The sequence below is a fragment of the Nocardia lasii genome (assembly GCF_042658545.1).
Classification (GTDB): Bacteria; Actinomycetota; Actinomycetes; order Mycobacteriales; family Mycobacteriaceae; genus Nocardia; species Nocardia lasii.
In genome coordinates this window covers 416913-439861 of the sequence record NZ_JBHSQN010000001.1, presented here as the reverse complement: position 1 = coordinate 439861, position 22949 = coordinate 416913, and the positions used below count along the sequence as shown (strand labels likewise).

Sequence of the window (22949 nt, the reverse complement as noted above, 5' to 3'; positions counted from 1 at the left end):
CAGACTTCACGCGACACCCGAGGGGGTGCCGCGACCTTTGGTTTTGCCTACAACAAGCTGGTCATGGTGCGAACCTCGACCGGGAGTCAGCCAAGAAGTTATTGATCCGTTAGAATCCGATGTCACTTATTCGGGCAGTCGTAGACGCAATTTCTCGGCCAGCCGTAGTTCTCGTCCAGCAGCCACTGGCGAGCCACCATCGCGCCTGTGGCGGTTCGCCTCGGGCGCACGGTACGAGGCCAGTTTGGAAAGTGAGTGGGAGATGCGTGACGCCGCTAGGTCCGGCAGCAAACGCTGGGCGCTCGGCAACTGGGACCTGCGTTGGAAGGTTACGGCCGTGCTGGCCGTGCCCCTCGCGGTCGCTGTCGGGCTCGGCGTGTCGAGAATTACCTCCGAGTTCTCGGAGGCGAGCCGGCTTTCCGCGATCAGCGAGCAGGTCGACACGATTCCGACCGTAACGTTGCTGAGTGCGAGATCAGCCCAGGTATCCGGTGGTCAGCTGATCGCTCTCGGTCCCAACACCCTGGTGACCGACGAGGATCTGGTGGCGCTGGAAGGCGCGATCGCGGCCAGTACGGCGGCGCTGCCGTCGCTGCAGGATCTCCCGCAGGCGTACGCCGCCTCCGAGCGGATGATCGCGACGGCGAAGGAAGTCTTCGCCCAGGGCAAGGCTCCCACCGCGGATCCGGACAAAGCGCTCTCCTCGGTCGAACAGGTCCGCAGTGACAGCGTCGCGATCGTCGAGGAGATGGTCAGCCAGGCCAGCAACCCGGTCATGGACGCCGCCAAGCTTCGCCTGGTCGACTCGCTCAACACGCGCGCGCTGCTGGTCGACGAACTGGCGGCCGTGTCGAAGATCCTGCGCGCCGACCCCACCGGGCCGCAGAACTACCTCACCGCGGTCAGCACCGAACGCCACCTGATCGACGTGCTCGCCAGCCGCTTCCCCGGCAGCGACACCTCCGTCGCGGAACTGCGCAAGCAGGCCGAGCTCCGGCAGGCCATCCTCACCGGTCCCGAGGCCCGCGCGGGTCAGCTGCCGGTCAGCCAGCTCAAGGACTCGATGTACTCGAGCCTGCGGGTCTACGCCGAGGTGGTGGCCCAGGCGACCGCCGATATCGAGTCCACGATGGACGGCCTGGCCAGTTCCTCCGCCACCGGCGCGTGGACCTACACCGCCGTCGTCATCGTCACGATCCTGGCCGCGCTGCTGCTCGCGGTGTTCGTCGCGCGCTCGATGATCGTGCCGCTGCACCGCCTCCGCCTGGCCGCACTGCGCGTGGCCGAATCCGATCTGCCCCACGAGGTCGCCCAGCTCCGCAACGGCGCCGCTCCCGAGGACGTGCCGCTCGAGCCGATGCCGGTGCGCTCCGACGAGGAGATCGGCCAGCTGGCCCGCGCCGTCGACGACATCCACGGCCAGGCCCTTCGCCTGGCCAGTGACCAGGCGCAGATGCGTTCGCAGGTCAACGACATGTTCGAGACCCTGGCCCGGCGCTCCAAGTCGCTCGTCGACCATCAGCTCACCCTCATCGAGGCGATGGAGTACGACGAGAAGGACCCGCGCCTGCTCGAGAACCTCTTCCGCCTCGACCACCTCGCGGCGCGCATGCGTCGTAACGGCGACAACCTGCTGATTCTGGCCGGTACCAAACAGCGTCGCACCAAGTCGGCCCCGGTCGAGATCGCCGACGTGCTGCGTGCCGCGATCTCCGAGGTCGAGGACTACGAGCGGGTCAAGCTCGGCGCCACGCCGCGCGGCTCGCTGGTCGAACCGGCCGCCTCCGATATGGCGCACCTGTTCGCCGAGCTGCTCGACAACGCCCTGCGGGCCTCCCCGCCGGAGACCGACGTCAAATTCACCTTCGCCCAGGCCCACGACCAGGGTCTGCTGATCGAGGTCGCCGACCGCGGTATCGGTATGCCGCCCGCGGAGATGTCGGAGATCAACCACCGGCTCGAGCAGACCGCCGAGCCCGGTCCCGACACCGCCCGCCACATGGGTCTGTTCGTGGTCGGTCGCCTGGCCGAGCGCCACGGGCTCACCGTGCGCCTTCGTCCGACGTTCGACACCGCGCGCGATCCCGGCGTCACCGTCACCGTGCACGTCCCGGTCGGCCTGATCGTCTCGGCCACCGGTGGCACGGTCGTGCCGCCGCACCAGCTGCAGAAGCAGCAGCAGGCGCCCGCGCCCGACCAGCAGCAGCGGCCCGCGCCGCAGCAGCCCCAGCAGCAGCCGAGCACCATGCAGACCCGCGCGATCACCCGGACCCCGGGCGGCAACGTGATGGTCACCGTGGATCCCGGCAGCAGCGGCACCGCTGCGGCGGGCCCCGGCGGCCTGCCGCAACGTCAGCCGGGCAACGCGATGGCCTCGGGCCTGTCCGCCGACGCGCCCGAGCAGTCCTCGCCGTCGCTGCGCCCGCCCGCACCGGGTCAGGGCAATGTGCCCCAGCGCGGCAAGCTCGCCGCGGCGAATCTGCCCAAGCGCAATCTGGCCCAGGGTGCGCCGCCGCGTCCGCCGGCCGGTCCCGGTCAGGCTGAACAGGCGCCCTCGGCCTCCGGTGGGCTGCCGCAGCGTCAGCCGGGTGCCAACGGCGCGCCGTCGCGGGAATCCGCGCAGCCGCCGGTGCCGCCGCAGCGTGATGCCGCGCCGACCCAGCGTGGGGTGACCCCCGGTGGTCTGCCGCAGCGCTCGCCGGGTGCCAACGGCGCCCCGCAGCGTGACCCCTCGGTCGGGCTCCCGCAGCGCGATCAGGGCCAGCAGCGACTACCGCAGCGCGACCAGTCCGGTGGGTTGCCCCAGCGTGACCCGTCGAGTGGTCTGCCGCAGCGTGATCCGTCGAGTGGTCTGCCGCAGCGTGATCCGAGCACCGGGCTGCCCCAGCGTGACCCGAGCACCGGCCTGCCCCAGCGCGAGCCGAGCGCCGGCCTGCCGCAGCGCGAGCCGACCGGCGGTCTCCCGCAGCGTGATCCGGTCACCGGACTCCCGCAGCGCGACACCACCAGCGCCCCGCGTGACCCGTCGACCGCGCTCCCGCAGCGCGCGCCGGAAAGCTCCGCCCCGCAACGCGATTCCGAGCCGGTGCGGCGCGAGCCCGCCACCGGGCTCCCGCAGCGCGGCGCGGCCCCCACCGGCCTGCCGCAGCGTGAACCCACGCCGCGACTGCCGCACCGCGACCAGTCCGGCGGCCTGCCGCGCCTGGATCCGCTCCAGCGTGAGTCGACCGGCGGCCTGCCGCAGCGCGATCAGTCCGGCGGCCTGCCGCGCCTGGACCCGCTCCAGCGTGAGTCGACCGGCGGTCTGCCGCAGCGCGAACCCGCCAACGGCCTCCCGCAGCGGGCCCAGCCGTCGCGTCCCGCCAACGGTCAACCGCCGCAGCCGGATTCGGCCGACAACGGGTTGCCCCAGCGCACGCCCGCCGCCACCCAGCCGCCGCGCGACGCCACCGACGGCGCGCCGCAGCGTCCGGCTGCGCCGATTGGGCTGCCGCAGCGTGCTCCCGGCGCTAGTGTGGTACCCCAGGCGACGCCCGAGCCAGGAGTGGCTCTGCCACAACGGGATCGGGACGCCGCGGGGCCGGATAACGCTGCGTCGGCAGGGCGTGATCCGGGTCGGCACAGCTATCGGTCCAATCCGGCCAAGGCTGCGTCGTTCTTCCAGACCAGGTTGCAGCCGGCACCGGAAGCTGATTCCGTGATGGGCGGAACACCGATCTTCGCCGAGATGATGTCGGCGTGGCTCACGGACGAGAATTCCGACCGGAACCAGATGGCCGCCGCCTTCGAATCACCGGGTGACGAGGGTTGGCAGGCTGCTCGCGCGGCCAGCGAAGCCCAGTCCGAGGTGCGTACCGCCGCCGGTTTGCCACAGCGCAGTCCGGGCGGAAGGCTCGTGCCGGGTGGTGTGAGCGGCGCGGCCGATCGCACCCCGTCCGCACGCGATCCCGAAACGATCCGGTCCAGCCTGAGTCGTCACCAGCAGGGCGTCCGGGATGGCCGCGCAATGAAGGCAATGAACCTAACCGGAGATAAAGGAGACCGATGAACCCCGATCTAGGTGGTACGAACCGTCAGCTGGATTGGCTGGTTTCGAACTTCGCCAACGAGGTTCCTGGCGTAGCCCATGCCGTCCTGGTCTCGGCTGACGGCCTGTTGATGGCCGCGAGCGCTCAGCTCCCGGTCGACCGCGCCGAACAGCTCTCCGCCGTGACCGCCGGACTGGCGAGTCTGTCCGTCGGTGTGTCGAATCTGTTCGAAGGCGGTACGGTACTGCAATCCGTAGTCGAGATGGAGCACGGCTACCTTCTGCTCATGGCAGTCGGCGACGGCTCTTATCTCGCGGTCCTGACCAACACCTCGTGTGACATCGGTCAGGTCGGCTACGAAATGGCACTTCTGGTCGAGCGCGTTGGCCAGACAGTCCAGGCCACGCCTCGCGTCACGATGGGTTCCTGATGGTGGGATGGACATAGACGATCACCGCATGGGGAGCGCCGAGCCCAGTCTCGTCCGCCCGTACTCCTTGACTGCCGGCCGTACCAGGCCGGCGGTCGAGTTGGCGCTGGAGGCACTCGTCGCATCGCATCCGGTCGCCATGGAGCGGCAGTACGAACTGAACAACCTCGAAACGTCCATCGTGGAGTTGTGCAGGCAATCGCCGTCCGTTGCCGAGATAGCTGCCCAGCTGTACATCCCGATCGGGGTGGCACGGGTACTCGTGGCCGATCTGATCGAGGCCGGCCACGTACGGGTCTCGGCAACATTGAAAGACGATTCCAGCGACGATGAACGTCGCGAGCTGATCGAAAGGGTTCTCAGTGGACTCCGGCGTATTTGATTCGACGGCGCAGGTCGATACCCGCACGGCCAAACCGACATCGGCGAAGATCGTCGTCGCCGGTGGCTTCGGCGTGGGCAAGACCACGATGGTCGGCGCGGTGTCGGAGATCGTTCCGCTGCGCACCGAGGCGTTGGTCACCAACGCCAGTACCGGAATCGACAACCTGACCGGTATTCCGCAGAAGTCGACCACCACGGTGGCGATGGACTTCGGCCGTATCAGCCTCGCCGACGACCTGGTGCTGTACCTGTTCGGTACGCCGGGCCAGTACCGGTTCTGGTTCATGTGGGACGACCTGATCCGCGGCGCCATCGGCGCCGTGGTGCTGGTCGACACCCGCAGGCTCGAGGACAGCTTCGCCGCTGTCGACTACTTCGAGGCCCGCGGGCTGCCGTTCCTGGTGGCGCTCAACGAGTTCGACGACGCGCCGAAGTACCCCCTGGAGGACATCCGCCAGGCGCTGGCGGTTCCCGCCGACGTGCCGATCATGTCGATCGACGCCCGCCGCCGCGAACCGGCCAAGCAGGCCCTGGTCGCCCTGACCGAGTACGCCCTGCGCAAGGTCATGCAGGGGTACTAGGTCGCTTCCAGGCCATGATCATCGCGGGCGCGCAGCCGCCGGCGAGGATCGTGGCCAGCATCATCAGTCCGCCCGCGTAGGCCGTGCGGTAGGCGTCGGCGTCCGGCGCGAAGGTGCCGGCGAAGATCAGATACGCCAGCGGCGCCATCGTCAGTGACTGGGTGATAGCGAGGCCGGTGGAGCGGGCCCGGTCGCGTTCGACGAGCCGTGTCTCGTCGAGGGCCTGCTCGGGCGCGCTGTCCACGCTGCCGGACACGATCCGCAGCACGGTCCAGCCGGGCAGGAACACCACGACCGCCACGAGCGTGGCCACCGTCGCCGCGGTCCGCAGATCCAGCGCGGACAGCACCCCGGCCACCGCCATCACGGTCAGCGCGAACGTCACCGCGATCACCAGGATCCGCCGTCGAGGCGGTGTGCGCCAGCTCAGGAGCATGGTCGCGGTCCGCTGTTCCTGCGCGAGCCAGCGGCGGACCCGGTAGTCGCGGTAGCGGTCATTGAGCGTGCTGGTCATGGATTCGCCTTTCGTACATGCGATTACCCGAGTACATCGCCCCGGCCGCCGCGAGGTGCAACATCCCCGCGACCGCCCGCGCGTCGCACTAGGCTCACCGCGTGCGCATGTCGGCCGAAGTTCTCCTCGCGACGTTGCTCGACGCGGGCTCCTTCGCGAGCTGGGATCGTCCGCCGGTCGAGCCCGCGGTGTCGCCGCGTTACCGCCAGGAACTCGTGGCGGCGGCCGAGCGGGCGGGCACCGACGAATCGGTGACGACGGGGGAGGGGCTGCTGCGCGGGCGTCGGGTGGCGGTGATCGCGTGTGAGTTCGCGTTCCTGGCCGGGTCGATCGGGGTGGCCGCGGCCGAGCGGATCGTGACCGCGGTCGAGCGGGCCACCGAACTGGGCCTGCCGCTGATCGCCTCACCGACTTCCGGCGGCACCCGAATGCAGGAGGGCACAGTCGCTTTCGTGCAGATGGTGAAGATCGCCGGGGCGGTCGCGGTGCACAAGGCGGCGGGCTATCCGTACCTGGTGTACCTGCGTGATCCGACGATGGGCGGGGTGTTCGCGTCGTGGGGTTCGTTGGGGCACATCACTTTCGCCGAACCCGGCGCGATGATCGGCTTCCTCGGCCCGCGCGTGTACGAGGCCCTGTACGGCAGGCCGTTCCCCGACGGCGTGCAGACCGCCGAGAACCTGTATCGCAACGGTGTGATCGACGGCGTGGTGCCGGTGGAGGTGTTCCGTCGAATCGCGCACCGCGCCTTGAGCATCGCGGGCGGCACGGTCGTCCCGGTGACCACCGAGCCGGGTTGGGCCGCGCCTGTACGCAACCCGACCACCTCGGCCAATCCCGATGCGAGCGCCTGGGATTCGGTGCTCAGCTCACGCGATCCGAACCGGCCGGGCCTGCGCGATCTGTTGCGCCACACGACCCAGCGGGTTCCGCTCAGCGGCACCGGCCTCGGCGATTCCGATCGCACTGTCGTACTCGCGCTGGCCCGCTTCGCCGGTCAACCCTGCGTGGTCTTCGGCCACGACCGCGCCGGCCAGGAGGGCGAGAACACCATGGGCCCGGCCGCACTGCGCGAGGCGCGCCGCGCGATGGTCCTCGCGCGCGAGTTGCGACTGCCGCTGGTGCTCGTCATCGACACCGTCGGCGCGGCACTGTCCAAGGAGGCCGAGGAACGCGGCCTCGCCCCCGAAATTGCGCGCTGCCTGGCCGATCTCGTCACCCTCGACACCCCGACCGTCTCGGTGCTGCTCGGTCAGGGCACCGGCGGCGGCGCGCTCGCCCTGCTGCCCGCCGACCGGGTCCTCGCCGCCCGCAACGGCTGGCTCGCCCCGTTGCCGCCGGAGGGTGCGAGCGCCGTCGTCTTCCGCGATACCGAACACGCCCCGGAAATGGCTGCCGCGCAGGGCATTCGATCGGCCGACCTGCTCGCCGACGGCATCGTCGACCGCATCGTCGAGGAATTCCCCGACGCGGCCGCCGAACCCATCGCCTTCGCCCGCCGCACCGTCTTGGCCGTCGCCGCCGAACTCGCGGACCTGCGCGCCCGCGAACCCGCTGAACTGCGCGCCGCCCGCCGGATCAGATACCGACGAATCGGACTCGTGGACCCCGTGTTCTGAACATCGGACCGATGCCCCGCTTCGCACCCCGCGCAATACCGGGGGGAAACACGCCAGGCACCGTCGTTGACGCCGACCCGAACCACTTCTACGGTCGGAAGGGTGACCTTCCGCAGTGATAGCAGCGCCGTCCCCACCATCGTGCTCAATGACGGGAACGTGATCCCGCAGCTCGGCTTCGGTGTGTTCCAGGTGCCAGAGGACGATGTCACCTCCGTGGTGGCCGAGGCGTTGAAGGTCGGCTACCGCAGCATCGACACCGCCGCGGTCTACCGCAACGAGGAAGGCGTCGGGCGCGCGCTGCGCGAATCGGGGGTGCCCCGCGACGAACTGTTCGTCACCACCAAGCTCTGGAACGCCGACCAGGGCTACGACTCCACCCTGCGCGCCTTCGACGCCAGCATGAAGCGCTTGGGCCTGGACTATCTCGATCTGTATCTGATCCACTGGCCGGTGCCCTCGGCGGGCCGCTACGTCGACACCTTCCGCGCGTTCCAGGCGCTCAAGTCGCAGGGCCGGATCCGGTCGATCGGCGTCTCCAACTTCCGCGTCATCGACCTCGAGACGCTGATCGCCGAGGCGGGCGAGGTGCCCGCGGTCAACCAGATCGAACTGCACCCCACCCTCACCCAGCGCGACCTGCGCCAGTACGACGCCAATCACGCGATCGCGACCGAGGCGTGGAGTCCGCTCGGCCAGGGCACCCTGCTCGACAACCCGACCATCGTCGCCATCGCCGAGAAGCTGGACCGCACTCCGGCCCAGGTCATCATCCGCTGGCACCTGCAGCTGGGCAATATCGTCATCCCGAAGTCGGTGACGCCCTCGCGGATCGCCGAGAACTTCGACGTGTTCACCTTCGAACTCGACGCCGACGCCATGGAGGCGATCAACCGCCTCGAGTCCGGCGCCAGGGTCGGCCCTGATCCGGCCGTGTTCAAGGCCGGGCTGGACTGATCCCGAGGTAGTCGGTCAGTTCACGGGCGGCGGCCCGACCGGCCCGGTTGGCGCCGATGGTGCTGGCCGAGGGCCCGTAGCCGATGAGGTGCACGCGCGGATCGTCGGCGACCTGGGTGGCCAACCGCCCGGTCATGGTGATCCCGCCGCCGGGTCCGCGCAGTCGCAGCGGTGCCAGGTGGTCGAGGGCGCTGCGGAAACCGGTCGCCCAGAGGATCACGTCGGCGGCCTGGAAGCTGCCGTCGGCCCAGCGCACGCCGTCCGGTTCGATCCGCTCGAACATCGGTAGTCGACGCAGCGCACCCCGTTCGCGCGCGGCCCGCAATCGCTCGTCCAGCGGTAATCCGGTCACCGAGACGACCGAGCCCGGCGGCAACCCGCGCCGCACCCGGTCCTCCACCAGCGCCACCGCGTCGCGCCCGTCCTGCTCGACGAACGGCGTCTCCCGCCAGCGCGGTGCCGACCTGGTGACCCATGTGGTGGAAGTCACCTGCGAGATCTCGTCGAGCAACTGCACCGCCGAGATACCCCCGCCGACGACCACCACGTGCTGCCCCGCGAACTCCTCGGGCGTGCGGTAGTCGCGGGTGTGCACCTGCCGTCCGGCGAAGGTGTCCGCGCCCGGATAGCGGGGGACGAACGGGTGTTCCCAGGTGCCGGTGCCGTTGATCAGCCCGCGCACCCGCAGCGTCCCCGCACCCTCGGTCTCGACCTGCAACACCTCGCCCCGACCGTCGCAACTGTGCCCGTCGGCGGTCCGATCACAGACCACCTTGACCGTGACCTGCCGTTGAACCCGCAGGTCGAAACGTTTTTCGTAGAGCTCGTAATAGTGCGGCACCGCCGTGGCCGCCCGCGCGGACGCCGAGCCCGGCGGCAGGGTCTCGGCGAAACTCATCCCCGGCAGATCGTGCACCCGGTTCACCGTCGTCAATGTCAGTGAGGGCCAGCGGAACTGCCACGCGCCACCGGGTCCGGGCGCGTGATCGACGATGCGGAAGTCGCGTTCGGGCGCGAGGCCGAGCCGGCGCAGGTGGTAGGCGGCCGAGAGCCCGGCCTGGCCCGCGCCGATCACCAGGATGTCGAAATCGGTCACCGGGGAACTCGCACCGCGCGCCACGGCTGTCGATGCTATCGCCTTACCTGGCGTTGTCAGTGGCCTGTGGCAGAGTGGGAACATCCACGAAATCCGGTGATCTGGGGAGGATCGATGCTCGGCGTGACCCGCGATGGTGACGTGATCACCATCGAATTACAGCGCGAGGAGCGGCGCAACGCGCTCAACGAGGACCTGGTCGGCCAGTTGCGCGCGGCGGTACTCGGCGCGGTCGCCGATGGCGCGCGCGTCATCGTGCTCACCGGCCGAGGGCCGATTTTCAGCGCGGGCGCCGACCTGTCCGGCGTGTATTCCGAATCGTTCCTCACCGGCCTGCTCGACATGCTGCACACCATCGAATCCGTTCCGGTGCCGGTGATCTCGGCGATCAACGGTGGCGCGCTCGGCGCGGGCGTGCAGTTGGCCCTGGCCTCCGACCTGCGCGTGATCGAACCCGACGCCTATATCGCGGTGCCCGCGGCCAAGCTCGGCATCTCCGTGGATCGGTGGACGGTGTCGCGATTGGCCGCCCTGATCGGCGGCGGTCCGGCCCGCACCATCCTGCTCGGCGCCGAATCCGTCTCCGCCACCGACGCTTACGCGTTCGGCTTCGCCAACAAGCTCGGCACCCTGGCCGACGCGCAGGACTGGGCCAAGTCGATCGCCGCCCTGGCCCCGCTGTCGCTGCAGGCCATGAAGCTCATGCTCAACGACGACGGCACCGGCGATCCGGCCACCGCGCAGCAGGCCGCCGCGCTGGAGGCCGCGTGGTGCAGCGACGACGCCAAAGAGGGCCGATTGGCTCGGCAGGAGAAGCGTCCGGCGAAGTTCGTGGGCCGCTGATGCGCATCACACGACTGGCAGGTTCGCTGGCGAGCACCCTCGGTCTGGCCTGGGTCGCCCGCGCGGTGTGGGGGCTGCCCACCTCCATCGGCGCCGGTCCGGCGGCCATCGCGCCGACCGCCGCCGGGAAGTCCTCCTACCGCGACGGCCGTTTCCACAACACCGAACCGAGCTCCATGCTCGCCGCCGGTGCCGCGCCGTCGCTGATCTGGTCCGGCCTCACCCAGGGCCGCGTCGGGCGGCCGGGGAAGCCGGTCCCGCTGGTCACCCCCGCGGTGCCCGAGCAGGCCGCCGAACTCGCGGTCACCTGGTACGGGCACGCGAGCGCGCTGGTCGAGATCGACGGCTACCGCGTGCTGGCCGACCCGGTGTGGAGCGATCGGGTGTCGCCGTCCGCGGCGCTGGGCCCGGCGCGCCTGCATCCCGTCCCCGGCGAGCTGAAGACCGTCCCGGCGGTCGACGCGGTGATCATCTCCCACGATCACTACGACCACCTGGACAAACCCACCGTCGACGCGCTGGTCCGCACCCAACTCGCCCCGTTCGTCGTGCCCACCGGCATCGGCGCGCACCTGCGGCGCTGGGGTGTGCCCGAGTACCGGATCATCGAACTCGACTGGGGTGGTTCGGTCTCGCTCGGCAAGGGCCCCGACGACCGCGGCCTCACCATCACCTGCGCCGAGGCCAGGCACTTCTCCGGTCGCGGTCTGGTCCGCAACACCACGCTGTGGGCGTCGTGGGCGCTGGCCGGCCCCACCAAGCGGGTCTATTTCGGCGGCGACACCGGCTACACGAAGGCGTTCGCGCAGGCGGGCGCCGTGCTCGGCCCCTTCGACCTGACCCTGCTGCCCATCGGCGCCTACGACGAGCGCTGGACCGATGTGCACATGAATCCCGAGGAAGCGGTCCGCGCGCACGCCGACCTGTGCCTGGGCGATGCCTCCTACGGCCTGCTGGTCCCGATCCACTGGGCCACGTTCAACCTCGCCTTCCACCGGTGGTCCGAGCCCGTGCACCGGCTGGTCGCGGCCGCCGCCGAGGCGGGGACGCCGGTGGTGGTGCCCAAGCCGGGCCAGCGGGTGGTTCCGAATGACCTCCCACCACGGGATTCGTGGTGGGAAGATGTGGAGTGATCCTCCTCGCGAAAGGAACATCGGCAGATGAGTCTCGTGGATAGCTTGAAGGGCTTGCTCGGTAAGGGCAAAGAGGCGGTCGAGCAGAACGCCGACAAGATCAATGACGCGGTCGACAAGGCCGGCACGTTCATCGACGACAAGACCAAGGGCAAGTACACCGACAAGATCGAGAAGGGCAAGGACGCGGCCAAGAAGGTCGTGCCCCCGCAGGCAGGACCGGGCACCACCGGCCCCGCCACCGGCGGCCCCGCACCGACCCCGCCGGGACCCAAGGCCTGATGCGGTGCGCGGGGACCGGGTAACGGTCCCCGCCGCCGGATCGCGTCGATGGTCCGTCGGGAATTTCGGGGCGCACCGGGTGAACCGGACATCGAGGTTGAGCTCAGCAACCTCGACAAGGTCCTGTACCCGCACACCGGCACGACCAAAGGCGAGGTGATCGCCTACTACTCGGCGATCACCGATGCCGCGCTGCCCCATCTGGCGGGCCGCCCGGTCACCAGGAAACGGTGGCCCAACGGAGTGGATCACTCCGATTTCTTCGAGAAGAACCTCCCCGAGCACGCGCCCGCGTGGATTCACCGCGCCGCGATCGAGCATTCCAGCCGCCGGGTCGTGTATCCGCTGATCGATTCCGAGGCCGGGATGGCGTGGCTGGGTCAGCAGGCCGCGCTGGAAATCCATGTGCCGCAGTGGCGTTTCGAGGGTTCCGAGCGCGGGCCCGCCACCAGGATCGTGTTCGATCTCGACCCCGGGCCCGGCGCCGGACTGGCCGAATGCGCGCGGGTGGCGTTGGCCGTGCGCGATCTCGTCGCCGATATCGGCATGCGAGCCTTCCCGGTGACCAGTGGTAGCAAGGGCATTCACGTCTACGTGCCGCTGGACCGCCCGGTGAGTTCGCGCGGCGCGTCCACCGTCGCCAAACAGGTCGCCACCAATCTCGAAGCGCTGCACCCGGATCTGGTGACCGCGACGATGGCGAAGTCGGCGCGTCCGGGCAAGGTCTTCCTGGACTGGAGTCAGAACAACGCCGCCAAGACCACCATCGCCCCCTACTCCCTGCGCGGTCGCGACGAACCCAATGCCGCCGCCCCCCGCACCTGGGCCGAGATCGAAGCCGCGGATACCCTGCGCCAGTTGCGATTCGACGAGGTACTGGCTCGCTGGAAAGCCGACGGCGACCTCCTGGCCGACCTCGACCCACCCCTGCCCACCGCGCCGCGCCCCGATTCGCTGACCAAGTACCGCAGCATGCGCGACCCGCGGCGCACCCCCGAACCCGTCCCCGAGGCCACCCCCGAACCCGGCCCCGGCGACCGCTTCGTCATCCAGGAGCACCACGCCCGCCGCCTGCACTGGGACGTGCGCCTCGAACACGACGGCGTGCTGGCCTCCTGGGCCGTCCCCAAGGGCCCGCCCACCGAGCCGAAACACAACCGCCTCGCCGTGCGCACCGAGGACCATCCCCTCGAGTACCTGCACTTCCACGGCACGATCCCACGCGGTGAGTACGGCGCGGGGGAGATGACGATCTGGGATTCGGGCACCTATGTCACCGAGAAGTGGCGCGACGACGAGGTGATCGTCGAACTCGACGGCGAGCGTGTGCACGGCCGCTACGCCTTCATCCGCACCAAGGGCGACCAGTGGTTGATGCACTACATGCGCGACCAGCATCGTCGAGAACGCGCGGAGGACAAGGGATTTCCGCGCGGACTGTCCCCCATGCTGGCCACCGCGGGCGAGGTCGACTCGCTGAACGCCGCGGACTGGGCGTTCGAGACCAAGTGGGACGGTTTCCGGGTGATCGTCGAAATCGACGGCGGCACAGTCACGGTCCGCAGTCGCGCGGGCAACACCGTTACCGCCCGCTACCCGCGCCTGGCCGCCCTCGGCGAGGAACTGGCCGGCCACCGGGTGGTCCTCGACGGTGAGGCGGTCGTGCTCGACGACGACGGACTCTCGGATATCTCAGCGTTGCAAGCGGATTCGGCCCGCGCTCGCTTCGTCGCCTTCGATGTGCTCTACCTCGACGGCACCTCGCTGCTGCGCAAGAAATACACCGACCGTCGCGCTGTGCTCGAGGCCCTCGGCAAGCTGGCGCCGTCGCTGAACGTCTCCCCGCTGCTGGACGGTCCCGGCACCGCCGCGATGGAACTCAGCCGCGAGCAGGGCCAGGAGGGGATCGTCGCCAAGCGCCTCGACTCGGTCTATCAGCCGGGTAAACGTTCCAAGACCTGGCTCAAGCAGCGCAACTGGCGTTCGCGGGAGGTGCTGGTCGGCGGCTGGCGGCGCAGCGACAAGCGCCCGTTCAAGTCCCTGCTGCTCGGCATACCGCACGAGGAGGGCCTGATCTATGTGGGCCGCGTCGGCACCGGCTTCGGCTACGAGCAGTCCCGGCGGATCGCCGAGGAACTGGAAGGGTTGCGCCGCAAGACTTCTCCGTTCGGCAACGAGATGACCGCCGACGAACGCCAGGACGCGCAGTGGGTCATCCCGAAGCTCGCGGGCACTGTCCGTTTCCAGGCGTGGACCGACACCGGACGGCTGTGGCATCCGGTCTGGGACGGCCTGGCGCGATGATGGTCTCCCGCGAAAGCTGGAGTGTTGCTAGGGTAATCGCGTTGGACCGGTTTCTATTCGAACGAGGAGTGCGCGGTGGATTTCAAGAACCTGGCGGGCAAGGCGATGGACATGGCCGCCCAGCATGCGGACAAGGTCGACACTGTCATCGACAAGGCCGGTGACGTGGTCGACGCCAAGACCGGCGGCAAGTTCACCGGCCAGGTGGATACCGCCCAGGACGCGGCCAAGAACGCGCTGCGCGACAAGGCCTGACGCGTTCGGCGGGCCGGCCGCCACCGGCCCGCCGAAACAGGGTGTGGTGTGGGCTATTTGGTTGCCCACTGGGTGGTGCCGGGCGGTGCGTTCCAGGTGTTGATCAGGTCGAAGCCCGCGATGACCAGGGTCGGTCCACCGACGACGATGGTGCCGATGATCCCGCCCACGCTGGCACCGGTGATGAGACCCGGCAGGATGCCGACACCGGGAATGATCACGCCGCCGACGATCATGCCGATCACCGCGCCGAGGCCCATGCCGATGAAGCTGCCCACCGCGGTAGCCAGCCCGAAGCTCGACGCGAAGTTGTTCTGCGCCGCGTAGTTCTCGGCGGGGGAGGCCACCGGGGTCGCGTTGGGGATCGCCGCGGCGACATCCTTGACCGCGGTCAGCTCCAGGACGCGACCGTCCTCGCGAAGCTTGTGCGGCAGGGGGTATTCGAAGGTCCCGTCGCGCACCGAGAGCGGCAGCGAGACCAGGGTGGCGCCGGATTCGTCGCGGATGTCGACGCCGTCGGCGGTGCGGAGGAAGGAGCCGTGGGTCAGGGTGGTGACCAGGGTGTTGCCGACGACCTCGGTGCGGTACTCGATGTTCGGCGGCACCGGATCGGCGCCTGCGGTCCCGGCTCCCACGAGCGCTGCCGCGAGCACCGCAATGGTGGCCGCGGCGAGTGTGCGGATGATCATATGAACGATTCCCATCTGGATTTCATCAGGTGTGACTTGCCCAAACGAGCGCCGTGACTGTGAGGTCCCCCGAAGAATCTCGCGACGGCGCGTGAAGCTGCCTAACTCGATCGAGACGAACCATAGTCGGCTATGGGGTTGCCAGACAATGAAATCGGGGGATTGTGTTTCAGCCGAGAGCGGCGTTCAGCCCGATCGCGCCCGCGCAGACGACCCCGACCACCAGGAGCGCGACCGCGTCGCGACGGTGCGGTGCGCTCGGATGCGCGGTGAGCATGCCGGTTCCGCCGCGCGCGGTGATCGCCTCGCCGAGTTCGCCCGCCCGGCGCGAGGACACCGCCATGCACGCGGTGAGGATGTCGATGAGCGGGTTGTCGGCGGCGCGGTGCAGCAGTTTGTCCTTCGGGCGCAGTTTGCGCGCGGCCCGCAGCACCCGGATCTCGTCGAACAGCAGCGGCAGCCCGCGCAGCGTCAACGCGACCACCACCGCCCACTCGTCGACCGGCAGGCGCAATTTGCGCAGCGGCGCACCGAGTTTCGCCAGCGCGGGCGCGATCTCGCCCATCGGCGTGGTGAACGCGATCAGGAACGAGGCGGCCACCAGCACCATCCCGAACACGAACACCTGCACGTAGGACAGCACGGCCTTGCCGCCGATCGGCGCGTTGATCAGCCCGCCGAGCACGACCAAACCCCAGAACCACCACGGCAGCCGCGGCAGCGCCCCGACCGGCAGCTTGGCCACCACGAAGATCAGCACGAGGAACGCGATGATCACGCCGAGCACCGGCCAGGACGGCAAAAACATCAGCAGCAGGCTGATCGCGAACGCGGCGATCATCTTGGTGCCCGCCCACAGGCGGTGCACGACGCTGTCGACCGGGACTTCACGCAGCAGCACTGTGCTCATGGGGTCGTGCCTTTCGGTGCGCTGGTGTGGGCGGTCGCGCCCTCGTCGCCGCGGCGGCCCAGCGGCAGGCCCGCCGCGAAGGGCGTCTTGCCCGGTGCGGGTTCGGTGCGGGGGACCGGATGGCCGTCGGCCGAGACCACCACGCCCGCGTCGAGGTGCACGGTGCGGTCGCAGACCATCGCCATCTCGGCGACATCGTGGGAGATGATGATCAGCGTCAGACCGGAATCGCGAAGGCGGGCAAGCAGTTCCACGATCTCCGCGCGCCCCTGCGGGTCCAGGCCCGCGAGCGGTTCGTCGAGCACCACCACCTGCGGTCGACTCGCCACCATCGCGGCGAGCACGACCCGCTTGGCCTGCCCACCGCTGAGTTCCTCCACCGAACGCGCGGCGAGGCGACGGTCCAGACCCACCGCGTCCAGCGCCTGTCCCACCGCGCCCGACCCGGTCGCGCGACCGCCCCAGTCGGAGATCTCGGCGCCGACGGTCTGCTTCTGCAACTGCAATCGCGAGTGCTGGAAGGCCAGGGCCACATCGCCGACCTGCTTGTCGACCGCCGTGCCGCGCAGTTCGCAACGACCCGAACTCGGGGCGATCAGCCCGGCGATGATCCAGGCCAGGGTCGACTTGCCGGACCCGTTGCCGCCGACGATCAGCAGCGCCTCCCCGCGCCGCACCGACAGGTCGACGCCGTGCAGGGCGGGCGCTTCCCACGGCGTGCCGCGGTTGTAGGTGTGGCGCACGTCGTGGAGTTCGAGGACCGGTTCGCCCATCGGGGCACGACGCTGGTCGCGCACCGGGTGCGGCCAGCTCGCGAGGTGGTCGACCATGCGGCCATGGGCCAGGTGGATCACCCGGTCGGCGGCCACGGCGTCGGCTTCGTGGTGGGTCACCAGGACCACCGCGGTGCCGTGCCTGCGCGGGAGTTCCGCGAGCAGGGCCACGAGTTCGCGGCGGCCGTCCGGGTCGATCATCGAGGTGGCCTCGTCGGCGATGAGCAGCGCCGGACGCCGGGCCAGTGCCGCCGCCACGGCGAGTCGCTGCTGCTGGCCACCCGAGAGCGTGGCGGTTTCGCGCCCACCCATCTCGGCCAGTCCGACTTCGGCGAGCAGGCCGTCGACATCGACCTCGGCGGCCGATTCGGCGGAGAGTCCCCACACCACATCGTCGGCCACCGACACGCCGAGGGTCTGGCTCTCCGGCCGTTGCAGCACCAGCGCGGTCCCGCCGATCGCCCCGAGTCCCGCCGAGCCCGGTCGATCCACCACACCGGCCGTCGGCGGCCGTCCGGCCAGCACCCGCGTCAAGGTCGATTTGCCCGACCCGTTGTGCCCGACGACCGCCACGAACTCGCCGGGGTGGATCGTCAGATCGATGCCGGCCAGCGCGTCGGTCTGCGCGCCCTCGTACCGGTACCCGACCCCGTGCAGCGACACCGGCAGCGGCCCGACCGGTCGATCGTCGACCGGCGCGTCGAGCCGATCACTACCGGGCAGCCACGCCAACCGGTCCAGCACCGCGCCCAGCACGAACCACGAGATCACCGTGCTGACCAGCACACCGAACGCCACCGTGACGCCGATGTAGAGCCACCACCACTGCAGGAACACCTCGACGAGGTCCTTGGCCCCGCGCCCGAGCGGCGCGAGAACCGACACCCGTCCGGCCAGGTCCTCGATGCCCTCGGCGGTATTGCGGAACGCCTTGAAGAACAGTTCCCGCGTGTTCGCGAACAGCAGCAGCATCCCCACCGAGAACACCGCCCACCCGAGCCCCGCGACCACCCCGAGCGCCAGCACCGCCGGGAACCCGCCACCGCGGCGTTTCACCGTGCCGATGATCCCCGCCATCGTCGCCGCGCCCATCACCCCGATCGCCGGCATCATCCCCGCCGCCACGAACGTGACCAGCGTCGCCGCGATGGTCGCCGTGACCAGCGCCCGGAACCGGTACCGCTGCGCCAGCAACCCCAACGGCACCGCCGCCACCAACTGCAACGCCGCGGCCATCGGCACCAGCGACCCCACGGTGATGAGCCCCACCGTCAACCCCGCCATCACCGCACCACTGGCCAACTCGATCGGGCGCAGGGAACCGCGTGCTTGACCGACCGGGGAGTCTCTCACGCGTCCAGTCTGCCAGCCCCACTCCCCAGAAGCTGCCCCCTCCGACCCCCCACCCACCCCCATTTCAAGATCACCACGCCCTGGTGACCGGATTTCCCGGCAGACAGCGCCACCAGAGCGTGGTGATCAACCGTCCAAGGGTGCCCCGGGGTCGGCCGCGTGGCGCGTTCGAGATCACCACGCCGTGGTGGTCCGGAGTCTCGGCGGAGAGCGTGGTGATCAACCGCCCGGGAGTGCTGTCCGCTGGGTGCGCCCACGCCGGCGGCGAGCGTCGTTTCAAGATCACCACGCTCTGGTGGTCGGGGTTGTCGGTGGATTGCGCCACCAGAGCGTGGTGATCAACCGTCCAGGTGGGGTGGGTCGTAGGATTGGTCGGTGCACGTGGGAGCCCGGTTCGAGCGGTATCGGTGTGTGGTGCTCGGGCCGTTGCGGGTGTGGGGGCTCGATGGGGGTGAGGTGACGCCGAGTGGGGTGTTGCCGCGGCGGTTGCTCGCGCTGCTGGTGTTGCGGCGGGGGGCGGTGGTGACGGTGGACGCGGCGATCGAGTTGTTGTGGCCGGAGGGTGGGCCGAACAATCCGGGGGCGGCGCTGCACAGTCACATGTCGCGGTTGCGGCGGGTGTTGCCGGGGGTGATCGAGTCGGCGGGGGAGGGGTATCGGCTGGATCCGGATCGGGTGGTGGTCGATGCCGACGAGTTGGCGCTGATTCTCGACAGCGGTGGGTCGGCGGCCGACCTCGTGGCGCGCTGGGTGGGACCCGCCTATCCCGAACTCGACATGGTGGATCAGGCGCGCGCGGAATCGGTTCGGCTGGAAGAACTTCGGGTCAGGGCGCGGGAGTCGGAGGCGAGCAGGCGGCTCGCCGAGGGGCGCACCGACGGCCTGGCCGCCGAGCTGCGGGCCGTCGTCGACGAACATCCCCTGCGAGAACACCCGCGCGCCTTGCTGATCGATGCCCTGGTCGCCACCGGCCGACCCGCCGACGCCCTGCGCGTCTACGACGAATTCCGCCGCCTGCTCGCCGACGAACTCGGCACCGAACCCTCCGAACCCCTCCAGCAGCGCTACCGACAACTACTCGCCGGCGACACCGGAACCGCGGCGCCCCAACCCCTTCCGCAACCCGTCACCCCGATCCTCGGCCGCGCCGACCTGCTCGCCGACGCCGAGACCCTCCTGCCCGACGCCCGCCTGCTCACCCTGGTCGGTCCGGGCGGCGTGGGCAAAACCCGCATGCTGCTCGAACTCGGCCGACGCCACACCGACACCCGCGTGGTCTGGTGCGAACTCGCGGGCACCGACGCCGACGGCGCCCTCGCCACGGTCGCCGCCGCCCTCGCCATCGACGTGCGCCCCGGCATCCCGCTCGCCGACCGCATCGCCGGGGTCGTCGGCAACGCGGAAATCCTGCTCCTGCTGGACAATTGCGAACACGTCCTCGAACCGGTGGCGGCCCTGGTCGACCTGCTGCTGACCCGATGCCCGCGCCTGCGCGTGATCGCCACCAGCCGCGAACGCCTGCGCGTGGCGGGCGAACAGGTCCGCCGGGTCCCCCCGTTGGCGGCGGGCAACGCGGTCGAACTGTTCCTCGAACGCGCCGCCTCGGTCACCGGCGAACTCGACCTCGACACCACTGCGCTCGACCAGGTCCGCGCCATCGTCACCCGCCTCGACGGCCTGCCGCTGGCCATCGAACTCGCCGCCGCGCGGATGTACTCCCACGACGTGGACGAGATCGCCCTTGGCCTTGACCGCCAATTCGACTTCCTCTCCGCCGGTTACCGCACCACCACCCGCCACGGCTCCCTCGCCGCGGCCGTGGCCTGGTCGGTCGATCTGCTCGACAAGCCCCTGCGTGAGACCTTCACGAACCTGTCCGTCTTCTCCGGTCCCTTCGACCTCGCCGCCGCGGCCGCCGTCTGCGCCACCGACCGCGCCGCGACCGCCGACCGCCTGACCGAACTCACCGAACGCTCCCTGGTCCTGCGCGCCCCCGGCCGCCGCTACGCCCTGCTCGAAACCCTGCGCACCTTCGGCCGCACCGAACGCGCCACCACCGACGACCGCGCCCGCACCCGCCACGCCCACTATTTCGTCGACTGGGTGGACAGCGTCAGCGCTGAACTCGCCCGGTCGGCCACCGCGATCGCGCGCATCGACGAGTCGATCATCGAACTCCAGCGTGCCCTGCACTGGCTGCTCGACCACGACGACCTCGCCGCGGCCGCCCGCCTCGTCACCGCCCTGCTGGACTACGGCCTACTCCGCCTACGCCCCGACATCCTCGGCTGGGCCGAACCGGTCCTCACGGCCTACTCCACCACCACGACCAGCCACACGACCACCGGCCACACAGCCGCCAACCCTGCCGCTGCCAACCCCGCCGCCGCCGATGCTGCCGCTGCGAACCCCGCCGCGACCGGCCACACGGCCACCAACCCTGCCGCTGTCAACCCTGCCGCGACCGGCCACACGACCACCGGCCACACGGCCACCAACCCCGCCGCGACCCACTCCGCTGCTGCCGACCCTGCCGCTACCAGCTCTGGCCCCAGCGACCCTGCCTCCACCAGCTACGCCATCGCGGGCCTGCTGGCCGCGGCCGCCTACGCCCGCTGGATGGTCGGTGACCTGCCCGGCGCCCACGAGCGTGCCCGGCGCGCCCTGGCCGTCTGCGCCGACCCGCCCCACCAGGTCTACAGCGCCAACGGCGTGTGCGACCTGTTCTCCGGCCGTTTCGACGAGTCCGCCGAGTGGTACCGCCGCGCCGCCGTTCTGCCGGATCGGCCGTCCCCGAGCATGGACCTGGCGACCTGGGTCATGCTGCTCGGCTACGCCGGGGACCCGACCGTGGGGCGTCGCTCGGCCGAGCTGGTCGCCGATACCGACGCGGTCACCTCCCCGTTCGCCGCCTACGCGCTGTACTGCGCGGGCGAGGCCGTGCTCGGCGTCGACGAGGCGGGCGCCTGTGACCTGTTGGACCGGGCGATCCGCATGGCCGAAGCCACCGGCACCACCTTCGTCGCCGGCGTCGCGGGCGCCTCGCGCGCCTCCCTCGACGTGCGATCCGGCCGCTCCACCGAGGCCGCGGCCGCCTATCCGGCCCTGATCCGTGGCTGGCAGCGCGCGGGCATGTGGTCCACCCAGTGGGTGATGCTGCGCTCCATCGCCCTGCTGCTCGACCAACTCGACCGCCCCGAACAGGCCGCGGTCCTCGACGGCGCCATCCGCGCCGCCACCACCGACCAACCCCTCGGCTCCGACCTCGAAGTCCTCGACCAACTCTCCGACCGCCTCCGAACAGCCCTGGGCGACAACGAGTTCGAGCAGGCGCACCGCCGCGGAGCAACCCTCCACGACGATGCCCTGCTCGCTTACACCCTCGAGGCCCTGAACCCACGGACCTGAATTCGCTCGGCCCGCAGACTGATTCGACCTGCGCCCACGGACCTGATCCGCTTGGCCCGCAGACCGATTCGACCTGCGCCCACGGACCTGAATCCGCCGGCGCCCGCCGGATCGAGTGCCGACGCCTACCTCGGGCCCGAATTCACCAGCGCGGCTGCTCGCCCAGAATCCCGAGCACCGCCTTACCGACCATCTCGTGCGTCAGCGCGTCGTTCCCCGGATGGAACCCACCGCACCGCACATCGCGGTACAGCCGCTCCAGTTCGTTCCCGGAGAACATCCCCGCCCCGCCCACCACATCCAGCGCGATATCGACCACCCGCTTGGCCGTCTCCACCGCCCGCCACTTCATCGAGTACACCTTCGGCGCCCAGTCGGCCCCGTGGTCGGCCCCGCGGACCCAGTCGGCGGTGAACGTGGTCAGCACCGCGTCGGCCGCGTCGAGTTCGAGGTACATCGAGGCGATCTGGTGCTGGACGAACGGGTTGTAGGCGTAGGCGCCACGTTCGATCGCCATCGACGTCTTGCGGCGCGCGTTCTGCACCGCCAATTCCAGTGCGCGATCGGCGATTCCGAGATACACCGCGCCGATCAGCGCCAGCGGCCACATCGTCATCCCGACCAGGAACGGGTGTTCGGGATTGCCCGCGGGCATCACGCACCCGATGCGGTTGTCGGGCACGAAGACCTCGCTGAGCTGGGTGTCGTGGCTCTGCGTCGGCCGCATGCCGAGCGTGTCCCAGTTCTCCACCACGGTCACCCCCTCGGACCCGCGCCGCACGAACGCGTGCACGATCCGCGGCCCGCCCTCGGCCTCGACGTCGATCGAGTGCGCCCCCAACCACTTCCACGCGGGCCCGTTGGACCCGAACTGCTTGCGTCCGGTGAGCCGATACCCACCGTCGACCCGCCGCGCCTGGCAGGTCGACAGCAGCACCGGAATGTCGTTGCCCGGCTCGGCGTGTCCGGCCGCGAACACCTCACCGGCGAGCGCCTCGGTGTAGATCCAGTCGAGCGAGTGGTCGCCGGCGCGTGCCATCTCATTGGCGATGCCGACCCAGTAGGAGTGCATCGACATGGCCAGCGCGGTGGCGGGCGCGTAGGCGGCCAGGCGGCGCTGGCTCGCGGCCAGTTGGGCCAGGTCAAGGCCCCAGCCGCCGAGTTCGACGGGGACGGCGGCGGCGAGGTAGCCGATGCCGCGCAGCTCGGCGAGGTCGTCGGCGAAGTAGGTGTTGTCGCGGTCGTGGGCCCCGGCCCGAGCCCGGAATCGTTCGAGCATGTCGGTCGGGATGGTGCGGGTGTCGCTGATGGTCTGAGTCATGGGAGCCACTGTTCGCCGACGGGCTGTCAGCGCGCTGTCGCGACCTGTCACGCGCTCGACAGCCCGCTG

18 protein-coding genes are annotated in these 22949 nt (G+C 70.1%); 12 read left to right on the top strand and 6 right to left on the bottom strand.

What is annotated here, in order from left to right; all coding sequences use genetic code 11:
* Nucleotides 1-262 precede the first annotated feature (262 nt).
* Genes ACFP3H_RS01950 through ACFP3H_RS01935 form a run of 4 tightly spaced genes read left to right on the top strand, consistent with a single transcriptional unit; the run spans nt 263 to nt 5423 of the window.
* Nucleotides 263-4048 carry a sensor histidine kinase gene (locus ACFP3H_RS01950; protein WP_378598560.1) on the top strand — a complete coding sequence of 1262 codons (3786 nt, stop codon included), beginning with the start codon at nt 263-265 and terminating at the stop codon, nt 4046-4048.
* Nucleotides 4045-4458 carry a roadblock/LC7 domain-containing protein gene (locus tag ACFP3H_RS01945; protein WP_011207200.1) on the top strand — a complete coding sequence of 138 codons (414 nt, stop codon included), beginning with the start codon at nt 4045-4047 and terminating at the stop codon, nt 4456-4458. Before ACFP3H_RS01950 ends, ACFP3H_RS01945 begins: the two co-directional genes overlap by 4 nt.
* Before the next feature lie 7 nt (nt 4459-4465).
* Nucleotides 4466-4840: a DUF742 domain-containing protein gene (locus ACFP3H_RS01940; protein ID WP_056818578.1), complete on the top strand. Its 375-nt coding sequence runs from the start codon at nt 4466-4468 to the stop codon at nt 4838-4840.
* Complete coding sequence (locus ACFP3H_RS01935; protein WP_174551063.1) at nt 4821-5423, top strand: GTP-binding protein; 603 nt, start codon at nt 4821-4823, stop codon at nt 5421-5423. Before ACFP3H_RS01940 ends, ACFP3H_RS01935 begins: the two co-directional genes overlap by 20 nt.
* On the opposite strand, the gene ACFP3H_RS01930 is transcribed toward ACFP3H_RS01935, so the two are convergent.
* Nucleotides 5407-5937 carry a hypothetical protein gene (locus ACFP3H_RS01930; RefSeq protein WP_378598557.1) on the bottom strand — a complete coding sequence of 177 codons (531 nt, stop codon included), beginning with the start codon at nt 5935-5937 and terminating at the stop codon, nt 5407-5409. The genes ACFP3H_RS01935 and ACFP3H_RS01930 overlap by 17 nt on opposite strands.
* Nucleotides 5938-6044: 107 nt before the next feature.
* On the opposite strand from ACFP3H_RS01930, the gene ACFP3H_RS01925 reads away from it, so the two are divergent.
* Together ACFP3H_RS01925 and ACFP3H_RS01920 are read left to right on the top strand one after the other, a co-directional pair.
* Nucleotides 6045-7556 (top strand): carboxyl transferase domain-containing protein, encoded by a 1512-nt coding sequence (locus ACFP3H_RS01925; RefSeq protein WP_378599604.1) that lies wholly within the window; start codon nt 6045-6047, stop codon nt 7554-7556.
* A gap of 102 nt (nt 7557-7658) precedes the next feature.
* The gene (locus ACFP3H_RS01920) at nt 7659-8513 is read left to right on the top strand and encodes an aldo/keto reductase (RefSeq protein WP_378598554.1); all 855 of its coding nucleotides are present in this window, start codon (nt 7659-7661) and stop codon (nt 8511-8513) included.
* Here ACFP3H_RS01920 and ACFP3H_RS01915 read toward each other — a convergent pair.
* A complete protein-coding gene (locus tag ACFP3H_RS01915; protein WP_378598551.1) occupies nt 8494-9633 on the bottom strand; it encodes a flavin-containing monooxygenase in 1140 nt (379 codons plus the stop codon). The genes ACFP3H_RS01920 and ACFP3H_RS01915 overlap by 20 nt on opposite strands.
* Nucleotides 9634-9723: 90 nt before the next feature.
* On the opposite strand from ACFP3H_RS01915, the gene ACFP3H_RS01910 reads away from it, so the two are divergent.
* The 5 genes from ACFP3H_RS01910 to ACFP3H_RS01890 all read left to right on the top strand — a co-directional run bounded on the left by ACFP3H_RS01910 (nt 9724) and on the right by ACFP3H_RS01890 (nt 14426).
* Nucleotides 9724-10452 carry an enoyl-CoA hydratase gene (locus tag ACFP3H_RS01910; protein WP_378598548.1) on the top strand — a complete coding sequence of 243 codons (729 nt, stop codon included), beginning with the start codon at nt 9724-9726 and terminating at the stop codon, nt 10450-10452.
* The gene (locus tag ACFP3H_RS01905) at nt 10452-11585 is read left to right on the top strand and encodes an MBL fold metallo-hydrolase (protein ID WP_378598545.1); all 1134 of its coding nucleotides are present in this window, start codon (nt 10452-10454) and stop codon (nt 11583-11585) included. Before ACFP3H_RS01910 ends, ACFP3H_RS01905 begins: the two co-directional genes overlap by 1 nt.
* 27 nt (nt 11586-11612) lie before the next feature.
* Entirely contained in the window at nt 11613-11867 is a 255-nt protein-coding gene (locus ACFP3H_RS01900) for an antitoxin (RefSeq protein WP_378598543.1), read from the top strand.
* Nucleotides 11868-11915: 48 nt separating this feature from the next.
* Nucleotides 11916-14171 carry an ATP-dependent DNA ligase gene (locus ACFP3H_RS01895; RefSeq protein ID WP_378598539.1) on the top strand — a complete coding sequence of 752 codons (2256 nt, stop codon included), beginning with the start codon at nt 11916-11918 and terminating at the stop codon, nt 14169-14171.
* A 75-nt stretch (nt 14172-14246) separates the two neighbouring features.
* The gene (locus tag ACFP3H_RS01890) at nt 14247-14426 is read left to right on the top strand and encodes an antitoxin (RefSeq protein WP_378598536.1); all 180 of its coding nucleotides are present in this window, start codon (nt 14247-14249) and stop codon (nt 14424-14426) included.
* Between the two features lie 53 nt (nt 14427-14479).
* Here ACFP3H_RS01890 and ACFP3H_RS01885 read toward each other — a convergent pair whose 3' ends face one another.
* From ACFP3H_RS01885 to ACFP3H_RS01875, 3 genes are all read right to left on the bottom strand, one after another.
* On the bottom strand, nt 14480-15130 hold the full coding sequence (locus ACFP3H_RS01885; protein ID WP_378598533.1) for a DUF8020 domain-containing protein: 651 nt from the start codon (nt 15128-15130) through the stop codon (nt 14480-14482).
* A gap of 154 nt (nt 15131-15284) precedes the next feature.
* The gene (locus ACFP3H_RS01880; protein ID WP_378598530.1) at nt 15285-16025 is read right to left on the bottom strand and encodes an energy-coupling factor transporter transmembrane component T family protein; all 741 of its coding nucleotides are present in this window, start codon (nt 16023-16025) and stop codon (nt 15285-15287) included.
* Entirely contained in the window at nt 16022-18151 is a 2130-nt protein-coding gene (locus tag ACFP3H_RS01875; RefSeq protein WP_378598527.1) for an ATP-binding cassette domain-containing protein, read from the bottom strand. Before ACFP3H_RS01875 ends, ACFP3H_RS01880 begins: the two co-directional genes overlap by 4 nt.
* A 375-nt stretch (nt 18152-18526) precedes the next feature.
* Between ACFP3H_RS01875 and ACFP3H_RS01870 the strand changes: the two genes are divergently transcribed.
* Complete coding sequence (locus ACFP3H_RS01870; RefSeq protein ID WP_378598524.1) at nt 18527-21559, top strand: ATP-binding protein; 3033 nt, start codon at nt 18527-18529, stop codon at nt 21557-21559.
* 142 nt (nt 21560-21701) lie between these two features.
* Here ACFP3H_RS01870 and ACFP3H_RS01865 read toward each other — a convergent pair whose 3' ends face one another.
* Nucleotides 21702-22880: an acyl-CoA dehydrogenase family protein gene (locus tag ACFP3H_RS01865; protein ID WP_378598521.1), complete on the bottom strand. Its 1179-nt coding sequence runs from the start codon at nt 22878-22880 to the stop codon at nt 21702-21704.
* Between the last annotated feature and the right edge of the window lie 69 nt (nt 22881-22949).